This is a genomic window from Streptomyces sp. NBC_00083 (assembly GCF_026343295.1).
Classification (GTDB): Bacteria; Actinomycetota; Actinomycetes; order Streptomycetales; family Streptomycetaceae; genus Streptomyces.
Genome location: NZ_JAPELY010000001.1, coordinates 1,536,406 through 1,558,112 on the forward strand (window position 1 = coordinate 1,536,406; position 21,707 = coordinate 1,558,112).

At 71.0% G+C, this 21,707-nt stretch carries 17 protein-coding genes; 16 read left to right on the plus strand and 1 reads right to left on the minus strand.

Going from position 1 to position 21,707, the window contains the following annotated elements; all coding sequences use genetic code 11:
* Window positions 1–184 precede the first annotated feature (184 nt).
* The 16 genes from rsmH (at window position 185) to OOJ98_RS06735 (ending at window position 17,880) form a co-directional block, all read left to right on the plus strand.
* Entirely contained in the window at window positions 185–1,135 is a 951-nt protein-coding gene (gene rsmH / locus OOJ98_RS06660) for a 16S rRNA (cytosine(1402)-N(4))-methyltransferase RsmH (RefSeq protein WP_267053683.1), read from the plus strand.
* Window positions 1,132–1,638 carry a septum formation initiator gene (locus OOJ98_RS06665; protein ID WP_267053684.1) on the plus strand — a complete coding sequence of 169 codons (507 nt, stop codon included), beginning with the start codon at window positions 1,132–1,134 and terminating at the stop codon, window positions 1,636–1,638. The genes rsmH and OOJ98_RS06665 overlap by 4 nt, the downstream gene beginning before the upstream one ends.
* A 4-nt stretch (window positions 1,639–1,642) precedes the next feature.
* Window positions 1,643–3,559: a penicillin-binding protein 2 gene (locus OOJ98_RS06670; protein ID WP_267053685.1), complete on the plus strand. Its 1,917-nt coding sequence runs from the start codon at window positions 1,643–1,645 to the stop codon at window positions 3,557–3,559.
* A gap of 65 nt (window positions 3,560–3,624) precedes the next feature.
* The gene (locus tag OOJ98_RS06675) at window positions 3,625–5,241 is read left to right on the plus strand and encodes a UDP-N-acetylmuramoyl-L-alanyl-D-glutamate--2,6-diaminopimelate ligase (protein ID WP_267053686.1); all 1,617 of its coding nucleotides are present in this window, start codon (window positions 3,625–3,627) and stop codon (window positions 5,239–5,241) included.
* 4 nt (window positions 5,242–5,245) lie between these two features.
* A complete protein-coding gene (gene murF, locus OOJ98_RS06680) occupies window positions 5,246–6,667 on the plus strand; it encodes a UDP-N-acetylmuramoyl-tripeptide--D-alanyl-D-alanine ligase (RefSeq protein WP_267053687.1) in 1,422 nt (473 codons plus the stop codon).
* Entirely contained in the window at window positions 6,664–7,734 is a 1,071-nt protein-coding gene (gene mraY, locus OOJ98_RS06685; protein WP_267053688.1) for a phospho-N-acetylmuramoyl-pentapeptide-transferase, read from the plus strand. The genes murF and mraY overlap by 4 nt, the downstream gene beginning before the upstream one ends.
* Window positions 7,716–9,155: a UDP-N-acetylmuramoyl-L-alanine--D-glutamate ligase gene (gene murD, locus OOJ98_RS06690; protein WP_267053689.1), complete on the plus strand. Its 1,440-nt coding sequence runs from the start codon at window positions 7,716–7,718 to the stop codon at window positions 9,153–9,155. Before mraY ends, murD begins: the two co-directional genes overlap by 19 nt.
* Before the next feature lie 59 nt (window positions 9,156–9,214).
* Window positions 9,215–10,597 carry a putative lipid II flippase FtsW gene (ftsW, locus tag OOJ98_RS06695; RefSeq protein ID WP_267053690.1) on the plus strand — a complete coding sequence of 461 codons (1,383 nt, stop codon included), beginning with the start codon at window positions 9,215–9,217 and terminating at the stop codon, window positions 10,595–10,597.
* A 6-nt stretch (window positions 10,598–10,603) separates the two neighbouring features.
* The gene (gene murG, locus OOJ98_RS06700) at window positions 10,604–11,689 is read left to right on the plus strand and encodes an undecaprenyldiphospho-muramoylpentapeptide beta-N-acetylglucosaminyltransferase (protein ID WP_267053691.1); all 1,086 of its coding nucleotides are present in this window, start codon (window positions 10,604–10,606) and stop codon (window positions 11,687–11,689) included.
* A 65-nt stretch (window positions 11,690–11,754) separates the two neighbouring features.
* Window positions 11,755–12,525 carry a cell division protein FtsQ/DivIB gene (locus OOJ98_RS06705; protein WP_267055543.1) on the plus strand — a complete coding sequence of 257 codons (771 nt, stop codon included), beginning with the start codon at window positions 11,755–11,757 and terminating at the stop codon, window positions 12,523–12,525.
* Window positions 12,526–12,802: 277 nt separating this feature from the next.
* Entirely contained in the window at window positions 12,803–14,008 is a 1,206-nt protein-coding gene (gene ftsZ / locus OOJ98_RS06710; protein ID WP_267053692.1) for a cell division protein FtsZ, read from the plus strand.
* Between the two features lie 45 nt (window positions 14,009–14,053).
* Entirely contained in the window at window positions 14,054–14,782 is a 729-nt protein-coding gene (pgeF, locus tag OOJ98_RS06715; RefSeq protein WP_267053693.1) for a peptidoglycan editing factor PgeF, read from the plus strand.
* A 6-nt stretch (window positions 14,783–14,788) separates the two neighbouring features.
* Window positions 14,789–15,508 (plus strand): YggS family pyridoxal phosphate-dependent enzyme, encoded by a 720-nt coding sequence (locus tag OOJ98_RS06720; protein WP_267053694.1) that lies wholly within the window; start codon window positions 14,789–14,791, stop codon window positions 15,506–15,508.
* A gap of 140 nt (window positions 15,509–15,648) precedes the next feature.
* A complete protein-coding gene (locus OOJ98_RS06725; RefSeq protein ID WP_267053695.1) occupies window positions 15,649–16,269 on the plus strand; it encodes a cell division protein SepF in 621 nt (206 codons plus the stop codon).
* Between the two features lie 71 nt (window positions 16,270–16,340).
* Window positions 16,341–16,625, plus strand: coding sequence for a YggT family protein (locus OOJ98_RS06730; RefSeq protein WP_114035728.1), 285 nt, complete (start codon window positions 16,341–16,343; stop codon window positions 16,623–16,625).
* A gap of 49 nt (window positions 16,626–16,674) precedes the next feature.
* Window positions 16,675–17,880: a DivIVA domain-containing protein gene (locus tag OOJ98_RS06735; protein ID WP_267053696.1), complete on the plus strand. Its 1,206-nt coding sequence runs from the start codon at window positions 16,675–16,677 to the stop codon at window positions 17,878–17,880.
* A gap of 375 nt (window positions 17,881–18,255) precedes the next feature.
* Here OOJ98_RS06735 and ileS read toward each other — a convergent pair whose 3' ends face one another.
* The gene (ileS, locus tag OOJ98_RS06740) at window positions 18,256–21,396 is read right to left on the minus strand and encodes an isoleucine--tRNA ligase (protein WP_267053697.1); all 3,141 of its coding nucleotides are present in this window, start codon (window positions 21,394–21,396) and stop codon (window positions 18,256–18,258) included.
* Window positions 21,397–21,707: the final 311 nt, after the last annotated feature.

A 21,707-nucleotide genomic window follows, 5' to 3' on the forward strand; every position in this document is an offset into this window, starting at 1 on the left:
AGCTTCCGGGAAGCACGGCCTCCCGGACCATACGTTTACCCGCGTGCGCGGCGCACGTACGGCTCGGCCTCCTCCCGCCCTCCGGTCGGCCGGCGCCCCTTCACCGGCGCCGGCGGTCCGTCCCCGCGGCGGTGCGGCCCGGCCCGTATGCGCGACGGTGCGCCGGATTTCTGAGAGGGCGGCTTTGAGCCAGCGACACGTCCCGGTGATGCTCCAGCGATGCTTGGACATGTTGGCCCCGGCCCTGACCGAGCCCGGTGCGGTCGTCGTCGACTGCACCCTCGGACTCGGCGGCCACAGCGAGGCCCTGCTCACCCGGTTCCCCGAGGCGCGCCTGATCGCCCTCGACCGCGACAAGGAAGCCCTGCGCCTGTCCGGCGAGCGCCTCGCCCCCTTCGGCGAGCGGGCCACCCTGGTCCACGCCGTCTACGACGAACTCCCCGAGGTGCTCGAACGGCTCGGCGTCCCGCGCGTCCAGGGCGTCCTGTTCGACCTCGGTGTCTCCTCCATGCAGCTCGACGAGGCCGACCGCGGCTTCGCCTACGCGCAGGACGCGCCCCTGGACATGCGCATGGACCAGTCGGCAGGCATGAGCGCCGCCGAGGTGCTCAACACCTACCCGCCCGGTGAACTCGTGCGGATCCTGCGGGCGTACGGCGAGGAGAAGCAGGCCAAGCGGATCGTCTCGGCGATCGTCCGCGAGCGCGAGAAGGAGCCGTTCAGCAACAGCGCCCGGCTCGTCGAGCTGATCCGGGACTCGCTGCCGCAGGCCGCCAAGCGCACCGGCGGCAACCCCTCCAAGCGCACCTTCCAGGCGCTGCGCATCGAGGTCAACGGCGAACTCGCCAGCGTGGAGCGGGCGATCCCCGCGGCCGTCGAGGCCATCGCCGTCGGCGGCCGGGTGGCGGTGCTCTCCTACCAGTCCCTGGAGGACCGCATCGTCAAGCAGGTGTTCGCGGCCGGTGCCGCCAACACCGCGCCGCCCGGACTGCCGGTGGTGCCCGAGCGTTACCAGCCGCGGCTCAAGCTCCTCACCCGCGGCGCCGAACTCCCCACGGAGGAGGAGGTCGCCGAGAACCGGCGCGCGGCCCCCGCCCGGTTCCGAGGGGTCCAGCGGATCAGGGAGGACGTGTGAGCAAACCGGCCAGGCAGCTGCGCGGCACGGCCGCGCGGCTCGGCAGGCTGATGCCGGCGCAGGGCCCGAACAGCGCCGCCCGTACCCCGTTCGTCCTCCTCGTCGTCGCGCTGCTCGGCGGCGGCCTGATCACCCTCCTGGTGCTGAACTCCGCCCTCAACGCGGGCTCGTTCAAGCTCAGCGAGTACCGCAGACAGACCACCGAGCTCACCGACGAGCAGCAGGCGCTCCAGCGGGACGTCGACGATCTGTCCGCCCCCGACGCCCTGGCCCGCCGGGCCGGCGACCTCGGCATGGTCCCCGGCGGCAACCCCGTCTTCCTCGGTCCCGACGGCACCGTCAAGGGCGTCCCCACCCCCGCGGGCGAGCCCTCGCCGGCCGAGGCCGCCGAGCCGTCGCCGCTGCCGGCGGCGCAGAACCAGGCGCCCGCCCCGCCCAGACACCGCACCCCGGCCGCCCGGCCGCACAAGCCCGCGAAGACCTCCCCGACCCCCGGCAGGTGACGCAGTGAGCCCCAAGGAACCCCCGCGCCGCCGGGTGCCCGCGCCGGCCCGCCCCCGGCCGCCGGCCCGGGGACCCGCCGCGAAGAAGTTCAAGCTCGGCAGCCACCGCCCGCGCCTGCGTCTGGTCAGCCTCGGGCTCACCCTGGTCATGCTGGCCTTCGTCGTACGGCTGCTCCAGGTGCAGGCCGTCGACGCCAGCGCGTACGCCGCCAAGGCCGACAAGAACCGGTACGCCAGCTACGCGCTGCCCGCCGAGCGCGGCAAGATCACCGACCGGGCCGGCATCGCGCTCGCCACCAGCGTCGACGCGTACGACATCACCGCCGACCCCACCCTGTTCACCCCCGAGGCGACGAAGATCCCGGACGCCGCGGACCAGGCGGCGGCGCTGCTCGCGCCGCTGGTCGGCAAGGGCCAGACCGAGCTGGCCAAGAAGCTCAAGACGCCCAGGACCCGCTATGTGGTGCTCGCCCGCCGGCAGACCCCGCAGGTCTGGAACCAGATCAAGGACCTGAAGAAGGTCTTCACCGAGAAGGCCGCCACCGACCGCGCCAAGGGCGGTCCCGGCGCCAACGTGCTGGCCGGCGTGCTCAACGAGTCCAGCACCAAGCGGGTCTACCCGAACGGCGATCTGGCCGCCGGGATACTGGGATACGTCAACGCCGAGGGCAAGGGCGGCGGCGGCCTTGAGTCGTCCCTGAACAAGGAGCTGGCCGGCACCGACGGCAAGATCTCCTACGCCCAGTCGGGCGGCCGTCGCGTCCCCACCGCCGGCACCCACGAGACGCCGGCCGTGCCCGGCTCCGACGTCGAGCTGACCATCGACCGGGACATCCAGTGGATGGCGCAGAAGGCCATCGCCGACCAGGTCGCCGAGTCCCACGCCGACCGGGGCTACGTCATAGTGCAACGGTCCGACACCGGCGAGGTCCTGGCCATGGCCAACGCGCCGGGCTTCGACCCCAACAACATCGCCCAGGCCAACGCGGCCGCCATGGGCAACGCGGCGCTCCAGGACGCCTTCGAGCCCGGATCGACCGCCAAGGTGATGTCCATGGCCGCGGTCCTGGAGGAGGGCGTCGCGACGCCCGAGACCCATGTGGTGGTGCCCAACCGGCTCCAGCGCGGCGACCGCCTCTTCAAGGACGACGTCGACCACGCCACGTGGAACCTGACGCTCAACGGCGTCCTCGCCAAGTCCAGCAACATCGGCACCATCCTCGCCGTGGAGCAGCTCGGCAAGACCGACGCCCAGGCCGACAGCGTGCTCTACTCCTACCTGCGCAAGTTCGGCATCGGCCTGCCCAGCGGTCTCGGCTTCCCCGGCGAGACCCCCGGCATCCTCGCCCCGGCGAACAAGTGGTCCACCTCGCAGCAGTACACCGTCCGCTTCGGCCAGGGCCTCTCGCTCAACGCGATGCAGGCGGCCTCGGTGTACTCCACCATCGCCAACGGCGGCGTACGCGTCGAGCCGACCCTGGTGCGCGGCACCAAGGGGCCGGACGGGCGGTTCACGCCCGCGCCTGCGCCCAAGCAGACCCGGGTGGTGAGCGAGAAAACCGCCAAGACCCTCGCCCAGATGCTCGAATCGGTCGTCGGCGACGCCGAGGGCACCGGAACCAAGGCCGCCATCCCCGGCTACCGGGTCGCGGGCAAGACCGGTACCGCCAACCGTGTCGACCCCAAAACCGGCACCTACAAGGGCTACACCGCGTCCTTCGCGGGGTTCGCCCCCGCCGACAACCCGAAGATCACCGTCTACTGCGCCATCCAGAACCCCACCAAGGGCAGCTACTTCGGCGGCCAGATCTGCGGCCCCATCTACAAGCAGGTCATGGAGTTCGCCCTCAAGACCCTCCAGATCCCGCCGAGCGGCGCCCAGCCGCCCAACCTGCCCGTCACCTTCGGCGGCAACGACTGAATCCGGAAGCCTCAGTGACAACCATCACCCAGGGCCCTGGGAACCAGGACGGGACCCAGGACGCCGTGCCCCCCTCTTTTGGCGACCCGGCCGCTGCGCCCGGTACGCTCACCGCCGTGCCACACGCTGATCAGTACCGAACCGCCCCGAAGGACGCCCCCGCGAAGCAGCCGGGAGCGCCCCGACCGGAACAGGCCCGTCCGACCTCACTCGGGGCGCTGGCCGAGCGCCTGGGGACGGGCGACCCCGGACCAGGAGAGGTCACCGGCATCACGCACGACTCCCGGGCAGTGCGCCCCGGAGACCTGTACGCCGCGCTGCCGGGCGCCAACACGCACGGCGCCGACTTCGCCGCCCAGGCCGCGAGCCTCGGCGCGGTCGCCGTCCTCACCGACCCGGCCGGCCGTGAACGCGCCGCCGCGACGGGCCTTCCGGTCCTGGTCGCCGGCGACCCGCGGGGCCGGATGGGCGAGCTCGCCGCCGAGATCTACGGACACCCCGGCCGCGACCTCCTCCAGCTCGGCATCACCGGGACCTCCGGCAAGACCACCACCGCCTACCTCGTCGAGGGCGGCCTGCGCGGCGCCGGACACGCGACCGGCCTGATCGGCACGGTCGAGATGCGCATCGGCGACGAGCGCATCAAGTCCGAGCGCACCACCCCCGAAGCCACCGACCTCCAGGCGCTGTTCGCGGTCATGCGCGAGCGCGGCGTCGACTCGGTCGCCATGGAGGTCTCCAGCCACGCCCTGGTGCTCGGCCGGGTCGACGGCTGCGTCTTCGACGTCGCCGTCTTCAACAACCTCAGCCCGGAGCACATGGAGTTCCACTCCGGCATGGAGGACTACTTCCAGGCCAAGGCGCAGCTGTTCACGCCGCAGCGCGCCAAGCGCGGCGTGGTCAACTTCGACGACGAGTACGGCCGGCGCCTCGTGAAGGAGGCCGGCATCGAGATCACCACCTTCTCCGCCGAGGGCCACCCCGACGCCGACTGGCGGGCCCAGGACGTGGAGATCCGCCAGGACAGCAGCACCTTCACCGTGGTGGCACCCGGCGGCGAGCGGATCTCCGCCACCGCCCCGCTGCCCGGCCCCTTCAACGTGGCGAACACCCTCGCCGCGATCGTCACGCTCGCCATCGCGGGCGTCGACCCGCAGAAGGCCGCCGACGGCGTGGCCGCCGTACCCGGCGTGCCCGGCCGGCTGGAGCGCGTCGACGCGGGCCAGCCCTATCTCGCCGTCGTCGACTACGCCCACAAGACGGACGCCGTCGAATCGGTTCTGCGCTCGCTGCGCAAGGTCACCGAAGGCAAACTGCACATCGTGCTCGGCTGCGGCGGCGACCGCGACACCACCAAGCGGGCCCCGATGGGCGCCGCCGCGGCCCGCCTCGCCGACACCGCCGTACTGACCTCCGACAACCCCCGCTCCGAGGACCCCCTCGCGATCCTCGCCGCGATGCTCGCGGGCGCCGCCGAGGTGCCCGCCCACGAGCGCGGCGAGGTCCAGGTCTTCGAGGACCGTGCCGCCGCGATCGCGTCGGCCGTCGCCCGAGCCGAGCCCGGCGACACCGTGCTCGTCGCGGGCAAGGGCCATGAACAGGGCCAGGACATCCACGGGGTGGTACGCCCCTTCGACGACCGCCTGGTGCTCCGCGCCGCCATCCAGAAAAGTCAGGGATGAAGTTGTGATCGCCCTCTCCCTCGCCGAGATCGCCGCAACCGTCGGCGGGCAGCCGCACGACATACCGGATCCGTCCCTCACGGTCACCGGCCCCGTCGTCATCGACTCCCGCCAGGTGGCGGCCGGTTCGCTCTTCGTGGCGTTCGCGGGTGAAAACGTCGACGGCCACGACTACGCGCGGCGCGCCTTCGACGCGGGCGCCGTCGCGGTCCTCGCGGCGCGGCCCGTCGGGGTGCCCGCGATCGTCGTCGACGACGTGCAGGCCGCCCTCGGGGCGCTCGCCCGTGACGTCGTACGCCGGCTCGGCACCGAAGTCGTCGCGCTCACCGGCTCGTCGGGCAAGACGTCCACCAAGGACCTGATCGCCCAGGTGCTCCAGCGCCACGCGCCGACGGTCTTCACGCCGGGCTCCCTCAACAACGAGATCGGTCTGCCGCTGACCGCGCTCACCGCCACCGCCGAGACCAGGCACCTGGTCCTGGAGATGGGCGCACGCGGCGTCGGTCACATCCGCTACCTCACCGGACTGACCCCGCCCACCATCGGCCTCGTCCTCAACGTGGGGTCCGCCCACATCGGCGAGTTCGGCGGCAAGGAGCAGATCGCCCTGGCCAAGGGCGAGTTGGTGGAGTCGCTGCCCGAGTCGGGCTGCGCCGTCCTCAACGCCGACGACCCGCTGGTCCGGGCCATGGCGGAGCGGACCAAGGCGCGGCTGCTGTTCTTCGGGGAGGCCGCGGACGCCGACGTACGCGCCGAGAACGTCCGGCTCACAGCGGCCGGACAGCCCTCCTTCAGCCTTCACACACCCTCCGGGTGCGGTGATGTGACGTTGCGCCTGTACGGTGAGCACCACGTGTCGAACGCGCTCGCCGCGGCCGCCGTCGCCCATGAGCTGGGCATGTCCGCAGACGAGATCGCCCGCGCGCTCTCCGAGGCGGGCACCCTCTCCCGCTGGCGTATGGAGGTCACCGAGCGTCCGGACGGTGTGACGGTCGTCAACGACGCCTACAACGCGAACCCCGAATCCATGCGAGCCGCTCTCCGCGCGCTCGTGGCCATGGGCCAGGCCTCACGGGCCGAGGGGGGAAGGACGTGGGCGGTGCTCGGTCCGATGGCCGAGCTGGGTGACGAATCGCTCGCCGAGCACGACGCGGTCGGACGGCTCGCCGTCCGGCTCAACGTCAGCAAGCTCGTGGCAGTCGGGGGCCGGGAGGCGTCCTGGCTGCAACTGGGCGCATATAACGAGGGTTCGTGGGGTGAGGAGTCGGTGCACGTGTCCGACGCACAGGCGGCCGTCGACCTACTGCGCAGTGAACTGCGCCCGGGTGACGTCGTGCTGGTGAAGGCATCCAGGTCGATCGGTCTGGAACGGGTGGCGCTCGCGCTGCTCGATGGCGCCGCCGAGGGTGAGGTCGCCGCCCGATGAGGCAGATCCTCTTCGCGGGAGCCATCGGTCTCTTCCTGACCCTGGTCGGCACCCCGCTGCTCATCAAGCTGCTCGCCCGCAAGGGCTACGGCCAGTTCATCCGTGACGACGGGCCGCGCGGCCACGCCGGGAAGAAGGGCACACCCACCATGGGTGGCATCGCCTTCATCCTGGCCACGCTGATCGCGTACGCGCTGACCAAGGTGTTCACCAGCGAGGACCCGACCTTCTCGGGCCTGCTCGTGCTCTTCCTGACGGCCGGCATGGGCATGGTCGGCTTCCTCGACGACTACATCAAGATCGTCAAGCAGCGTTCGCTGGGCCTGCGGGCCAAGGCGAAGATGGCCGGACAGCTGATCGTCGGCATCGCCTTCGCGGTGCTCGCCCTCCAGTTCGCGGACAACCGGGGCAACACCCCGGCCTCCACCAAGCTGTCGTTCATCAACGACTTCGGCTGGTCGGTCGGCCCGGTCATCTTCGTGGTCTGGGCCCTGTTCATGATCCTCGCGATGTCGAACGGCGTGAACCTGACGGACGGTCTGGACGGCCTGGCCACCGGTGCCTCCGTGATGGTCTTCGGCGCGTACACCTTCATCGGCCTGTGGCAGTTCCAGGAGTCCTGCGCCAACGCGCAGACCCTGACCAACCCCAACGCCTGCTTCGAGGTACGAGATCCGCTCGACCTCGCCGTCGTCGCCTCGGCCCTGATGGGCTCCTGCTTCGGCTTCCTGTGGTGGAACACCTCGCCCGCCAAGATCTTCATGGGCGACACCGGCTCGCTCGCGCTCGGCGGCGCGCTCGCGGGCCTGGCGATCTGCTCCCGCACGGAGTTCCTCATCGCGCTCCTCGGCGGCCTGTTCGTGCTGATCACGATGTCCGTGGTCATCCAGGTCGGCTCGTTCAAGATGACCGGCAAGCGCGTCTTCCGGATGGCGCCGCTCCAGCACCACTTCGAACTCAAGGGGTGGTCCGAAGTCCTTGTCGTGGTCCGGTTCTGGATCATCCAGGGCATGTGCGTGATCGTGGGTCTGGGTCTCTTCTACGCGGGATGGGCAGCCGACAAGTGAGCACCACCTGGCAGGGCAAGCGTGTGACGGTGGCCGGTCTCGGCGTCTCCGGGATGCCGGTGGCGCGGGTCCTCAACGGACTCGGCGCCGTCGTCACGGCCGTCAACGAGGGCGCCGACGAACGCTCGCGCAGCCAGGCCGCGGAGCTGGAGGCACAGGGCATCACCGTGCGCCTCGGCGACGGGGACACCCTGCCGGAAGGCACCGAGCTCGTCGTCACCACGCCCGGCTGGCGCCCCGACAAGCCGCTGTTCACGGCGGCCGCCGAGGCGGGCGTGCCGGTGTGGGGAGACGTGGAGCTGGCCTGGCGCCTGCGCGGCCTGGACGGCCGCAGGGCCGCCCCCTGGCTCGCCGTCACCGGCACCAACGGCAAGACCACCACCACCCGCATGCTCGCCTCCATCCTGGAGGCCGCGGGCCTGCGCACCGCCGCCGTCGGCAACATCGGCGTCTCGCTGCTCGACGTGGTCCTCGGCGAGCAGGAGTACGACGTCCTCGCCGTCGAGCTCTCCAGCTACCAGCTGCACTGGGCGCCCTCGCTGCGCGCCCACTCGGCCGCCGTGCTCAACCTGGCACCTGACCACCTCGACTGGCACGGCTCGATGGAGGCGTACGCCGCCGACAAGGGCCGCATCTACGAGGGCAACACCGTGGCCTGCGTCTACAACGCGGAGGACAAGGCGACCGAGCACCTGGTGCGCGAGGCCGACGTGGAAGAGGGGTGCCGGGCGATCGGCTTCACCCTCGCCACCCCCGGCCCCTCCCAGCTCGGCGTCGTCGACGGCATCCTCGTCGACCGGGCCTTCGTGCAGAACCGGCAGAAGAACGCCCAGGAGCTCGCCGAGGTCGCCGACGTCGATCCGCCGGCCCCGCACAACATCGCCAACGCGCTGGCCGCCGCGGCCCTCGCGCGCGCCTTCGGCGTCGAGCCCAGGGCCGTACGCGACGGGCTGCGCGCCTTCCGGCCCGACGCGCACCGCATCCAGCACGTCGCGGACGTCGCCGAGGTCGCCTACATCGACGACTCCAAGGCCACCAACACCCATGCCGCCGAGGCCTCCTTGGCCTCGTACGACCCGATCGTCTGGATCGCCGGCGGCCTCGCCAAGGGCGCCTCGTTCGACGAGCTCGTCCAGCGCTCCGCGAAGCGGCTGCGCGGCGTCGTCCTGATCGGCGCCGAGCGCCACCTGATCGCCGAAGCCCTGGCGCGACACGCCCCCGAGGTCCCGGTGGTCGACCTCGACCGGACCGACACTGGGGCGATGTCGGCGGCGGTCCGCGAGGCGGCGGGGCTCGCCCGGCCGGGGGACACCGTCCTGTTGGCCCCGGCCTGCGCCTCGATGGACATGTTCGCGAACTACAACAAGCGCGGCGAGGCCTTCGCGGAAGCGGTCCGCGACCTCACCGCAGGGCGCGCCTAGCCGGACCACCCGTTCCACGGACCGGCCGGCGCCGGGCACGACTGGAGGGGACAGCACACATGGCGGCCGATGTTCCAGGCGGCTCCGGACACCTCGCGCGGGGGCTCTCCGCACGCGCCGGTCTCCTCCTGCGCAGCCGTACCGCGGGCCCCGTGCGGCGCCCGGCCGTCCGCGGCGGCCCGTCCGGCGCCCCCCGGCGCTCCGGGCCCCGCGGCCCCTGGCGGCTGGTGGAGCAGGCCAGGAGGGCCTGGGACCGCCCCCTGACGGCGTACTACCTCATCCTCGGCAGCGCCCTGCTCATCACCGTGCTGGGCCTCGTGATGGTCTACTCCGCCTCGATGATCAAGGCGCTGGAACTGTCGCTGCCGGGCTCGTACTTCTTCCGCAAGCAGTTCCTCGCCGCCCTCATCGGCGGCGGCCTGATGATCGCCGCGGCCCGGATGCCCGCCCGGCTCCACCGGGCGCTGGCCTACCCGATACTGGCCGGCACGGTCTTCCTGCTGATCCTGGTGCAGGTCCCCGGGATAGGGAAATCGGTCAACGGCAACCAGAACTGGATCTACCTGGGCGGCCCCTTCCAGCTCCAGCCCAGCGAGTTCGCCAAGCTCGCCCTGCTCCTGTGGGGCGCCGACCTGCTCGCGCGCAAACAGGACAAGCGGCTGCTCACCGAGTGGAAGCACATGCTGGTGCCGCTGGTCCCGGTCGCCTTCCTGCTGCTGGGCCTGATCATGCTCGGCGGCGACATGGGCACCACGATCATCCTCACCGCGATCCTGTTCGGGCTGCTCTGGCTGGCCGGCGCCCCCACCCGGCTCTTCGCGGGGGTGCTCGCCATCGCGGGCACGCTCGCCGCGCTCTTCATCAAGATCAGCCCGCACCGGATGGGCCGGCTCGACTGCATCGGGGCCACCGACCCCGGCCCGCAGGACCAGTGCTGGCAGGCGGTGCACGGAATCTACGCGCTCGCCTCGGGCGGCTGGTTCGGATCCGGCCTGGGTGCGAGTGTGGAGAAATGGGGTCAACTCCCCGAGCCCCACACCGACTTCATCTTCGCGGTGACCGGTGAGGAACTGGGTCTGGCGGGGACGCTGTCGGTCGTCGCCCTCTTCGCGGCTCTAGGCTATGCGGGTATCCGCGTGGCCGGACGCACGGAGGACCCCTTCGTGAGGTACGCCGCGGGAGGTGTGACCACCTGGATCGTGGCCCAGGCCGTGATCAACATCGGTGCGGTGCTCGGCCTGCTGCCGATCGCCGGTGTCCCGCTCCCGCTGTTCTCCTACGGAGGGTCCGCGCTGCTGCCGACCATGTTCGCCGTGGGGCTGTTGATCGCGTTCGCGCGGGACGACCCCGCGGCGCGGGCGGCGCTTGCCATGCGGCAGCCTCGGGTGAGTTGGAAGTCGATGAGACGGCGCGTCAAGAAGCGTCCGTCCGGAGAGCGGTGAATTTCGGTGCATGTCGTACTCGCCGGTGGGGGGACCGCCGGCCACATCGAGCCCGCGCTCGCCCTCGCGGATGCCCTGCGCAGGCAGGACCCCACCGTGGGGATCACGGCACTCGGTACCGAGAAGGGTCTGGAGACCCGGCTCGTGCCCGAACGCGGCTATGAGCTCGCGCTCATCCCCGCCGTCCCGCTGCCCCGCAGGCCCACCCCCGAACTGATCACCGTCCCCGGGCGGCTGCGCGGCACCATCAAGGCCGCCGAGCAGATCCTGGAGCGCACCAAGGCCGACTGCGTGGTCGGCTTCGGCGGCTACGTGGCGCTGCCCGGCTACCTCGCCGCCAAGCGGCTCGGGGTGCCGATCGTGGTCCACGAGGCCAACGCCAGGCCCGGCCTCGCCAACAAGATCGGCTCGCGGTACGCGGCAGGGGTCGCCGTCGCCACCCCGGACAGCAAGCTGCGCAACTCCCGCTACATCGGGATCCCGCTGCGCTACTCGATCGCCACGCTCGACCGGGCCCGGGTCCGGCCCGAGGCGCGTGCCGCGTTCGGCCTCGACCCCGGTCTGCCGACGCTGCTCGTCTCCGGCGGCTCCCAGGGCGCCCGCCGCCTCAACGAGGTCGTCCAGCAGGTCGCTCCGGTGCTCCAGCGCTCCGGCATCCAGATCCTGCACGCGGTCGGCCCGAAGAACGAACTGCCGCGTGTCGAGCACATGCCCGGGATGCCGCCGTACGTCCCGGTACCGTACGTGGACCGGATGGACCTCGCGTACGCCGCGGCCGACATGATGCTCTGCCGCGCGGGCGCGATGACCGTCGCCGAACTCTCCGCCGTCGGGCTGCCCGCCGCCTACGTACCGCTGCCGATCGGCAACGGCGAACAGCGGCTGAACGCCCAGCCGGTGGTCAAGGCGGGCGGCGGCCTCCTCGTCGACGACGCCGAACTCACTCCCGAGTGGGTGCAGGGCAATGTCCTGCCGGTGCTCGCCGACCCGCACCGCCTGTACGAGATGTCGCGCTCCGCGGCCGAGTTCGGGCGGCGCGACGCCGACCAGCTCCTCGTGCAGATGGTGTACGAGGCCATCGCAGGACGTTGATCAACTGACGGAAGGCAGGGACCGTGGCCGGACAGGCGACCGCTCAGCGCGGTGGCGGACAGAGCGTGAAGGCGAAGTCCGCGAAGTCCGGCCGGCCCGGCCCCCGTCCCGGGCGCGGCGGCCGGCTCCGGCTGCCCCGCCGGCGCGGACTGATCGTGCTCGCCGCCGCCGTGGCCCTGCTCGGGGCGGGTCTCGTCTGGATCCTGTACGGCTCTTCCTGGCTGCGCGCCGAGCACGTGAAGACCACCGGGACACGGGTTCTGACCACGGCCCAGGTCGAATCGGTCGCCGCGGTCCCGATCGGTTCACCGCTGATTTCCGTCGACACGGGTGCGATTGAGGCGCGGCTGCGCCAGAAGCTGCCCCGCATCGACTCCGTGGAGGCCGTCCGTTCATGGCCGCACGGAATCGGTCTCAAAGTGACCGAACGCCGGCCCGTCCTGGTCATGAAGCACGGCGCGAAGTTCGACGAAGTGGACGCCAAGGGTGTGCGTTTCGCCACGGACGCGCAGCCCCTGAAGGGCGTTCCCCAGCTCGAATTGACGGTCTCCCAGTCCCCGAGTCTGCGCCGCTTCGGCACCGACCGGCTCGTCCTCGAAGCCGTCCGTATCGCGGGCGAACTCCCGGCCGCCGTCGCCAAGGAGACGCGCTCGGTGAAGGTTTCCTCCTTCGACTCCGTCACCCTGGAGTTGAGCGGCGGACGGAGTGTCCGATGGGGAAGCGAGGAGGAGGGCGAGCTGAAGGGACGTACCCTCAGTGCACTGATGAAAGCCCGTCCCAAGTCCGTCCACTTCGATGTGAGCGCCCCCACCGCGCCTGCGGTATCGGGTAGTTGACGGACATATGCGCTGGCCAGCACCCTGGTTGGTCAGCGACACGGGTGATCACATAGGGTGAAAAGAAAAACGGGAGGTTCGGCGTGTTCGTTGAACGTGCGCCACTTGTCGACTTAGTGTCCTGTTCGGAAGAGTCCAGCGAACAGACACACTGGTAACCCTAAACTTCAGCGTTAGGGTTCGGGTCGGCGATACGGACCGTCCCAATCGGCATTCGTCGTCACCTCGCGGCACCCGCGAAGTGACGACCCGTAACTCGAGGCGAGAGGCCTTCGACGTGGCAGCACCGCAGAACTACCTCGCAGTCATCAAGGTCATCGGTGTCGGCGGCGGTGGTGTCAATGCCATCAACCGAATGATCGAGGTCGGTCTCAAGGGCGTCGAGTTCATCGCGATCAACACGGACGCGCAAGCACTGTTGATGAGCGACGCCGACGTCAAGCTCGACGTCGGCCGTGAACTCACCCGCGGCCTCGGGGCCGGAGCCAACCCGGCCGTCGGACGCAAGGCGGCAGAGGACCACCGTGAGGAGATCGAGGAGGTCCTCAAGGGGGCCGACATGGTCTTCGTCACCGCCGGCGAAGGCGGCGGCACCGGCACCGGCGGCGCCCCCGTCGTCGCCAACATCGCCCGCTCGCTCGGCGCCCTGACGATCGGTGTGGTCACCCGCCCGTTCACCTTCGAGGGTCGGCGCCGGGCGAACCAGGCGGAGGACGGCATCGCCGAGCTCCGCGAAGAGGTCGACACCCTCATCGTCATCCCCAACGACCGGCTGCTGTCCATCTCGGACCGCCAGGTCAGCGTGCTCGACGCGTTCAAGTCCGCCGACCAGGTGCTGCTCAGCGGCGTCCAGGGCATCACGGACCTGATCACCACGCCGGGCCTCATCAACCTCGACTTCGCCGACGTCAAGTCGGTCATGTCGGAGGCCGGTTCGGCGCTCATGGGCATCGGCTCGGCCCGCGGGGACGACCGCGCGGTGGCCGCCGCCGAGATGGCGATCTCCTCGCCGCTGCTCGAAGCGTCCATCGACGGCGCCCGTGGTGTGCTGCTCTCCATCTCCGGCGGCTCCGACCTCGGTCTCTTCGAGATCAACGAGGCGGCCCAGCTGGTCAGCGAGGCCGCCCACCCCGAGGCCAACATCATCTTCGGCGCGGTCATCGACGACGCCCTCGGCGACGAGGTGCGGGTCACCGTCATCGCGGCCGGGTTCGACGGCGGACAGCCCCCGGCCCGCCGGGACACCGTGCTCGGCGCCGCCTCCAACAAGCGCGACGAGCCCGCCCCTTCGCGGCAGTCCGAGGTGTCCCGCCCGCTCGGCGGCCTCGGCACGGTCCCGACCCGCGAGGAGCCCCCGGCCCCGCCGGTCCCGGTCGAGCCCGCCCCGGTCAACGAGGCCCCGGCCCCCTCGGCCATCCCGACGGCGCGTCCCTACCCGGACAGCCAGGCCGAGGAGCTGGACGTGCCGGACTTCCTCAAGTGAGCGAACTCCGGTGAGCCGAGCGACGTTTCGAAGCGAATCATCGAAGTGATACGAGAGCAGGGCACTGTGAGCGGCGCGCACTTCGCCTTCACCGACCGGTGGGGCGGGGTGAGCGCCGTTCCGTACGAGGAGCTCAACCTCGGCGGTGCGGTGGGCGACGACCCCGCTTCGGTACGCACCAACCGTGAGCTCGCCGCCAAGGGGCTCGGGCTCGACCCGGCCCGGGTGGTCTGGATGAACCAGGTGCACGGGCGCGAGGTCGCCGTCGTCGAGGACCCCTTCGCCCCGGGCGACCCGGCCGCGGTGGACGCGGTGGTGACGGCGCGCCGGGGAACCGCGCTCGCCGTACTGACCGCGGACTGCACACCGGTTCTGCTCGCGGACCCGGTGGCGGGGGTGGCGGGCGCCGCCCACGCGGGCCGGCCCGGAATGGTCGCGGGCGTGGTGCCCGCCGCCGTCGGGGCGATGGTCTCGCTCGGCGCGGACCCGGCCCGGATCGTCGCCCGCACCGGGCCCGCCGTCTGCGGGCGGTGCTACGAAGTGCCCGAGCGGATGCGGGCCGAGGTCGCCGCGGTCGAGCCGGCCGCCTGGTCGGAGACCAGCTGGGGAACCCCGGCCGTCGACGTCACCGCCGCGGTGCTCGCACAGCTCGCCGCCCTCGGCGTCACCGACGTCGAGGCCTCGCCGGTCTGCACGCTCGAATCGCTCGACCACTTCTCGTACCGCCGCGACCGCACCACGGGGCGGCTCGCCGGATATGTCTGGCTGGACTGACGACTCATGACGGATCGCAAGACCGAACTCGCCTCGAACCTGGCCCGGGTGGAGGAACGTATCGCTTCCGCCTGCGCGGCGGCCGGGCGCGAGCGCGCGGACGTGACCCTCATCGTGGTCACCAAGACCTACCCGGCGAGCGATGTGCGCCTGCTGCACGAACTGGGGGTGCGCGAGGTCGCGGAGAACCGTGACCAGGACGCCGCTCCCAAGGCGGCGGCCTGCGCAGACCTCGATCTGACCTGGCACTTCGTGGGACAGCTCCAGACCAACAAGGTACGGTCCGTGGCGAGTTATGCCGATATGGTGCAGTCGGTCGACCGGGACAAGCTGGCCGGCTCGCTCTCCACGGCGGCGGTCCGCGCCGGTCGCGAGCTCGGCTGCCTCATCCAGGTCGCCCTGGACGCGGAGTCCGGCGAGCGCGGGGAGCGCGGCGGCGTGGCTCCGGACGGGATCGAGGAGTTGGCGGCGTCGATCGCCGAGGCGCCGGGGCTCCGGCTCGACGGTCTGATGACGGTGGCGCCGCTGGCCGGGGAGTACGCCGGAAGGCAACGGGCCGCCTTCGAGCGGCTGCTGGAATTCTCATCCCGCCTGCGCGCGGCCCATCCGGCTGCGAACATGGTGTCAGCAGGGATGAGTGCGGACCTCGAAGAGGCCGTTGCGGCCGGAGCGACACATGTACGCGTCGGAACGGCGGTACTCGGAGTCCGACCCCGGCTCGGGTAACGTCGCCAAGCAAGTCGGACCACAGCAGAAAATATGGTCATTCCCACTCTTCGGTGGGCAGACCGCGTGGATCGTGGGCCCTTGATGACGCTGCCACTCGGCGACAGGAGCGATCCACCACAGAGCGGAGGAATCTGAGCATGGCCGGCGCGATGCGCAAGATGGCGGTCTACCTCGGCCTCGTGGAGGACGATGGGTACGACGGCCGGGGGTTCGACCCCGACGACGATTTCGAACCCGAGCCCGAACCGGAGCGCGACCGTCGGCGGCACCAGCCCCCGCACCAGTCGTCCCCGCTCCAGGACGAACGGGACGAACCGGTACGAGTAACTCAGCCTCCAGCGCCGAGAGAACCGGTTCAGCTATCGGTAGAAAGCGGACGACCGGCGCGAATTGCACCCGTGGCGTCCATCACACCTGAACGTCCGAGCCTGGAGAAGAACGCACCGGTGATCATGCCCAAGGTCGTGTCCGAGCGGGAGCCGTACCGCATCACCACGCTGCACCCGCGGACCTACAACGAGGCCCGTACCATCGGGGAACACTTCCGCGAGGGCACCCCGGTGATCATGAACCTCACCGAGATGGACGACACCGACGCGAAGCGACTTGTCGACTTTGCCGCCGGTCTGGTCTTCGGCCTGCACGGCAGCATTGAACGTGTGACGCAGAAGGTGTTCCTGCTGTCTCCTGCTAACGTCGATGTCACGGCGGAGGACAAGGCCCGCATCGCAGAGGGCGGATTCTTCAACCAGAGCTGAGAACACGACACCGGGAACGAACCGGCCGACAGTGGCCGGAGCTTTGAAGCAAGGGGAGAGGGAAGCGCGAGATGGGCGTCGCACTACAGGTGGTCTACATCGCGCTGATGTGCTTCCTCATCGTGCTGATCTTCCGGCTCGTCATGGACTACGTCTTCCAGTTCGCCCGTTCATGGCAACCCGGTAAGGCGATGGTGGTCGTTCTTGAGGCCACCTACACTGTCACCGATCCACCGCTCAAGCTTCTGCGGCGGTTCATTCCGCCGCTGCGTCTCGGGGGCGTGGCACTCGACCTGTCCTTCTTCGTTCTGATGATCATCGTCTACATCCTGATCAGCATCGTGGTCAGGTTGTGAACGATTCGGTCCTGCCGACTGCCGACGACTACGTAGAGGTGAAGAAGAGATGCCGCTGACCCCCGAGGACGTGCGGAACAAGCAGTTCACGACGGTCCGCCTCCGAGAAGGCTATGACGAGGACGAGGTCGATGCCTTCCTCGACGAAGTCGAGTCGGAGCTGACCCGACTGCTCCGTGAGAACGAGGATCTGCGCGCCAAGCTGGCCGCCGCCACCCGCGCCGCCGCGCAGAACCAGCAGCAGCAGGGCATGCGCAAGCCGGAGCAGCAGGACGGCCGAGGGCCCGGCGCCCCCGTCCCCGCGGCCATATCCGGTCCGCCGCAGGTCCAGCAGCAGCAGCCGCAGATGGGCCCGCCCCAGCTGCCGAGCGGTGCGCCGCAGCTGCCCGCGGGCCCCGGTGGCCACGGCCCGCAGGGCCAGCACGGCCAGGGCCCCATGGGCCAGGGTCCGATGGGTCAGGGCCCCATGGGTCAGGGTCCGATGGGCCAGAACCCGATGGGCCAGAACCAGATGGGCCAGAACCAGCTGGGTCAGGGCCCCATGGGCCAGAACCAGCTCGGCCAGGGCCCCATGGGCCAGCAGATGGGCGGCCCCATGGGCGGCCACGGTCCGCAGATGGGACAGCCGGCCCAGGCGCCCGGTGGCGACAGCGCCGCCCGTGTGCTCTCGCTCGCGCAGCAGACCGCCGACCAGGCGATCGCGGAGGCCCGTTCCGAGGCCAACAAGATCGTCGGTGAGGCCCGGTCGCGCGCCGAGGGCCTGGAGCGCGACGCCCGTGCCAAGGCGGACGCCCTGGAGCGGGACGCGCAGGAGAAGCACCGCGTCGCGATGGGCTCCCTGGAGTCCGCCCGCGCCACGCTGGAGCGCAAGGTCGAGGACCTGCGGGGCTTCGAGCGCGAGTACCGCACGCGTCTGAAGTCGTACCTGGAGTCGCAGCTGCGCCAGCTGGAGACCCAGGCCGACGACTCGCTCGCGCCGCCGCGCACCCCGGCGACGGCCTCGCTGCCGCCGGCTCCGCAGATGAGCGGCTCCATGGCGTCGGCCGGTGCCGGTTCGATGGGGCACCAGATGGGTGGCCAGCCGTCCATGGGCGGTCAGCAGTCCATGCCGAGCGGGCCCTCCTACGGCGGCCAGCAGCAGATGTCGCCGGCCATGACGCAGCCGATGGCTCCGGTGCGGCCGCAGGGGCCCTCGCCCATGCAGCAGGCGCCGTCGCCGATGCGCGGGTTCCTGATCGACGAGGACGACAACTGACGGGCTCTACGCGCGTGCGCCGCGCGTAGCCGTCGGCAGGCTGCAAGGGCCGGTACCGGGTTCCCCCCGGTACCGGCCCTTCGCCGTACCCGGCGGGCGGGTCGCCTGCGGCGGGCCCTCCGGGGGGAGTTCATCGTCTGCGGGCCGTGGGGGCCGTTCGCGCAGTTCCCCGCGCCCCTGGCGATCCCGGGTACGGGCAACCTCAGCCCGTCCGGCGTTTGAGGACGAGCGCCCCTGAGGCGCGAACGGGGGTCTGGGGGCGGAGCCCCCAGCGTCCTTCAGCCCCCGGAGGGTCTCGGGAAGGGGCGGGGCGGGGGTAGACAACGGCCCGCCCCCACGACCGTGGGGGCGGGCCGCCGCGACCGTTGGCCGGCGTTACACCTTGCGGAGGCGGAACGTCAGGGACAGGGGCTCGTCCCTGAACGGGGCGCCGTACGAGGCGTCCGCGGCGCCGGCGGCGTAATCCGTGGCCAGAACCTCGTCCGCGATCAGCGACTCGTGGGCCGAGAGCGCCGAGGCGACCTCCGGGTCCGTGGACTCCCACCGCACCGCGATCCGGTCCGCCACATCGAGCCCGCTGTTCTTGCGCGCCTCCTGGATCAGCCGGATCGCGTCACGGGCCAGGCCCGCGAGGCGCAGCTCCGGGGTGATCTCCAGGTCGAGGGCGACCGTGGCGCCGGAGTCGGACGCCACCGACCAGCCCTCGCGCGGGGTCTCGGTGATGATGACCTCGTCGGGGGCGAGCGACACGGACTCGCCGCCGACCTCGACCGTCGCCGTGCCCGTGTCGCGCAGGGAGGCCGAGAGGGCCGCCGCGTCGGCCGCGGCCACGGCCTTCGCCACGTCCTGCACGCCCTTGCCGAACCGCTTGCCGAGCGCCCGGAAGTTCGCCTTCGCCGTGGTGTCGACCAGGGAGCCGCCCACCTCGGAGAGGGAGGCCAGCGACTCCACGTTCAGCTCCTCCGTGATCTGCGCGTGCAGCTCGGGGGAGAGGGCCTCGAAGCCCGCCACCGCGACCAGGGCCCGGGAGAGCGGCTGGCGCGTCTTGACGCCCGACTCCGCACGCGTCGCGCGCCCCAGCTCCACCAGGCGGCGCACCAGCGCCATCTGGCGCGACAGCGCCGGGTCGATCGCCGAGGTGTCGGCCTGCGGCCAGGTCGAGAGGTGGATGGACTCCGGGGCGTCCGGCGTCACCGGCACCACCATGTCCTGCCAGACCCGCTCGGCGATGAACGGCGTCAGCGGAGCCATCAGCCGGGTGACCGTCTCGACCACGTCGTGCAGGGTGCGCAGCGCCGCCTTGTCGCCCTGCCAGAAGCGGCGGCGCGAGCGGCGTACGTACCAGTTGGAGAGGTCGTCGACGAAGGAGGAGAGCGCCTTGCCGGCCTTCTGGGTGTCGTACGCCTCAAGGGCCGAAGTGACCTGCTCGACCAGCGAGTTGAGCTCGCCGAGCAGCCAGCGGTCGAGCACCGTGCGGTCGGCCGGGGCCGGGTCCGCCGCGCTCGGCGCCCAGCCGGACGTGCGGGCGTACAGGGCCTGGAAGGCGACCGTGTTCCAGTACGTGAGGAGCGTCTTGCGGACGACCTCCTGGATGGTGCCGTGGCCGACCCGGCGCGCGGCCCACGGGGAGCCCCCGGCCGCCATGAACCAGCGCACCGCGTCGGCGCCGTGCTGGTCCATCAGCGGGATCGGGTCCAGGGTGTTGCCCAGGTGCTTGGACATCTTGCGGCCGTCCTCGGCGAGGATGTGGCCGAGGCAGACCACGTTCTCGTAACTGGACTTGTCGAAGACCAGGGTGCCGACCGCCATCAGCGTGTAGAACCAGCCGCGGGTCTGGTCGATGGCCTCGGAGATGAACTGCGCCGGGTAGCGGCTCTCGAACAGCTCCTTGTTCTGGTGCGGGTAGCCGTACTGCGCGAACGGCATCGAACCCGAGTCGTACCAGGCGTCGATGACCTCGGGCACGCGCACCGCTTCGAGCGAGCAGCCCTCGGCGGTGCAGGTGAACGTCACCTCGTCGATGTACGGGCGGTGCGGGTCGAGCGAGGACTGGTCGGTGCCGGTCAGCTCCGTCAGCTCGGCGCGCGAGCCGACGCACGTCAGGTGGTTCTCCTCGCAGCGCCAGATGGGCAGCGGGGTGCCCCAGTACCGGTTGCGGGAGAGCGCCCAGTCGATGTTGTTCTTCAGCCAGTCGCCGAAGCGGCCCTCCTTGACCGAGTCGGGGAACCAGTTGGTCTTCTCGTTCTCCCGCAGCATCGCGTCCTTGACGGCGGTGGTGCGGATGTACCAGGACGGCTGCGCGTAGTACAGCAGCGCGGTGTGGCAGCGCCAGCAGTGCGGGTAGCTGTGCTCGTACGGGACGTGGCGGAAGAGGAGGCCGCGCTCCTTGAGGTCCTCGGTGAGCTTCTCGTCGGCTTTCTTGAAGAAGACGCCGCCGACCAGCGGGACGTCCTCCTCGAAGGTGCCGTCGGGGCGGACCGGGTTCACCACCGGCAGGCCGTACGCCTTGCAGACCAGGAGGTCGTCGGCGCCGAAGGCGGGGGACTGGTGGACCAGACCCGTGCCGTCCTCGGTCGTGACGTACTCGGCGTTCACCACGTAGTGGGCGGGCTCGGGGAACTCGACCAGCTCGAAGGGGCGCTGGTAGGTCCAGCGCTCCATGTCGGCGCCGGTGAACGACTGGCCGGTGGTCTCCCAGTTCTCGCCGAGGGCCTTCGCCAGGAGCGGCTCGGCGACGACGAGCTTCTCCTCGCCGTCGGTCGCGACGACGTAGGTGACCTCGGGGTGGGCCGCGACCGCCGTGTTGGACACCAGGGTCCAGGGGGTCGTCGTCCACACCAGGAGCGCCGCCTCGCCGGCGAGCGGGCCGCCGGTCAGCGGGAACCGGACGAAGACCGACGGGTCGACGACGGTCTCGTAGCCCTGCGCCAGCTCGTGGTCCGAGAGGCCGGTGCCGCAGCGCGGGCACCAGGGGGCGACGCGGTGGTCCTGGACCAGCAGGCCCTTGTTGAAGATCTCCTTCAGGGACCACCACACGGACTCGACGTACTGCGGGTCCATCGTGCGGTAGGCGTCGTCCAGGTCGACCCAGTACCCCATCCGCGTGGTGAGGTCGGCGAAGGCGTCGGTGTGGCGGGTCACGGACTCGCGGCACTTGGCGTTGAACTCGGCGATGCCGTACGCCTCGATGTCCTTCTTGCCGGTGAAGCCGAGCTCCTTCTCGACCGCCAGCTCGACGGGCAGGCCGTGGCAGTCCCAGCCGGCCTTGCGGGCCACGTGGTAGCCCTGCATCGTGCGGAAGCGGGGGAAGACGTCCTTGAAGACGCGGGCCTCGATGTGGTGGGCGCCCGGCATGCCGTTGGCGGTGGGCGGGCCCTCGTAGAAGACCCACTCGGGGCGGCCCTCGGACTGTTCGAGGCTCTTGGCGAAGACCTTGGACTGCTCCCAGAAGTCGAGCACGGCGTGCTCCAGGGCGGGCAGGTCTACCTGGGCGGGCACCTGGCGGTACTGCGACATCCGTTCATCCTCCGGCGGATCATCGTGCGACTCCGTCGAAGGGACGAGAGCGGGCCCACGTGGGGCGCTCCCGCGGTACCACCCTCCTTGGCGGTGTGCGGAACACCGCCCCCTCATTGGGGCGCGAAGCCGGGTCTACTGGACCCCGGGGACCCGGGGTCGTTCTTCCGGCGGCTCGGGGGTGATCTTCACCGCGCGCTCGCCTCCGGGCTCACACCGTCCCCGGATCGCTCTTGGCTGCGTACGCCGCTACTCGTCCCGTCCACGCCTCTCGCTGGGGCCAGTGTACGGGGCTCGGAGAAGGGCGGCCC

Excerpts from the sequence above, each read along its gene's own strand:
- mraY (WP_267053688.1), top strand. The coding sequence starts at position 6,664 with ATGAGGCAGATCCTCTTCGCGGGAGCCATCGGTCTCTTCCTGACCCTG.
- murD (WP_267053689.1), top strand. The coding sequence starts at position 7,716 with ATGGGCAGCCGACAAGTGAGCACCACCTGGCAGGGCAAGCGTGTGACG.
- ftsW (WP_267053690.1), top strand. The coding sequence starts at position 9,215 with ATGGCGGCCGATGTTCCAGGCGGCTCCGGACACCTCGCGCGGGGGCTC.
- OOJ98_RS06720 (WP_267053694.1), top strand. The coding sequence starts at position 14,789 with ATGACGGATCGCAAGACCGAACTCGCCTCGAACCTGGCCCGGGTGGAG.
- OOJ98_RS06725 (WP_267053695.1), top strand. The coding sequence starts at position 15,649 with ATGGCCGGCGCGATGCGCAAGATGGCGGTCTACCTCGGCCTCGTGGAG.
- OOJ98_RS06730 (WP_114035728.1), top strand. The coding sequence starts at position 16,341 with ATGGGCGTCGCACTACAGGTGGTCTACATCGCGCTGATGTGCTTCCTC.
- OOJ98_RS06735 (WP_267053696.1), top strand. The coding sequence starts at position 16,675 with ATGCCGCTGACCCCCGAGGACGTGCGGAACAAGCAGTTCACGACGGTC.
- ileS (WP_267053697.1), bottom strand. The coding sequence starts at position 21,396 with ATGTCGCAGTACCGCCAGGTGCCCGCCCAGGTAGACCTGCCCGCCCTG.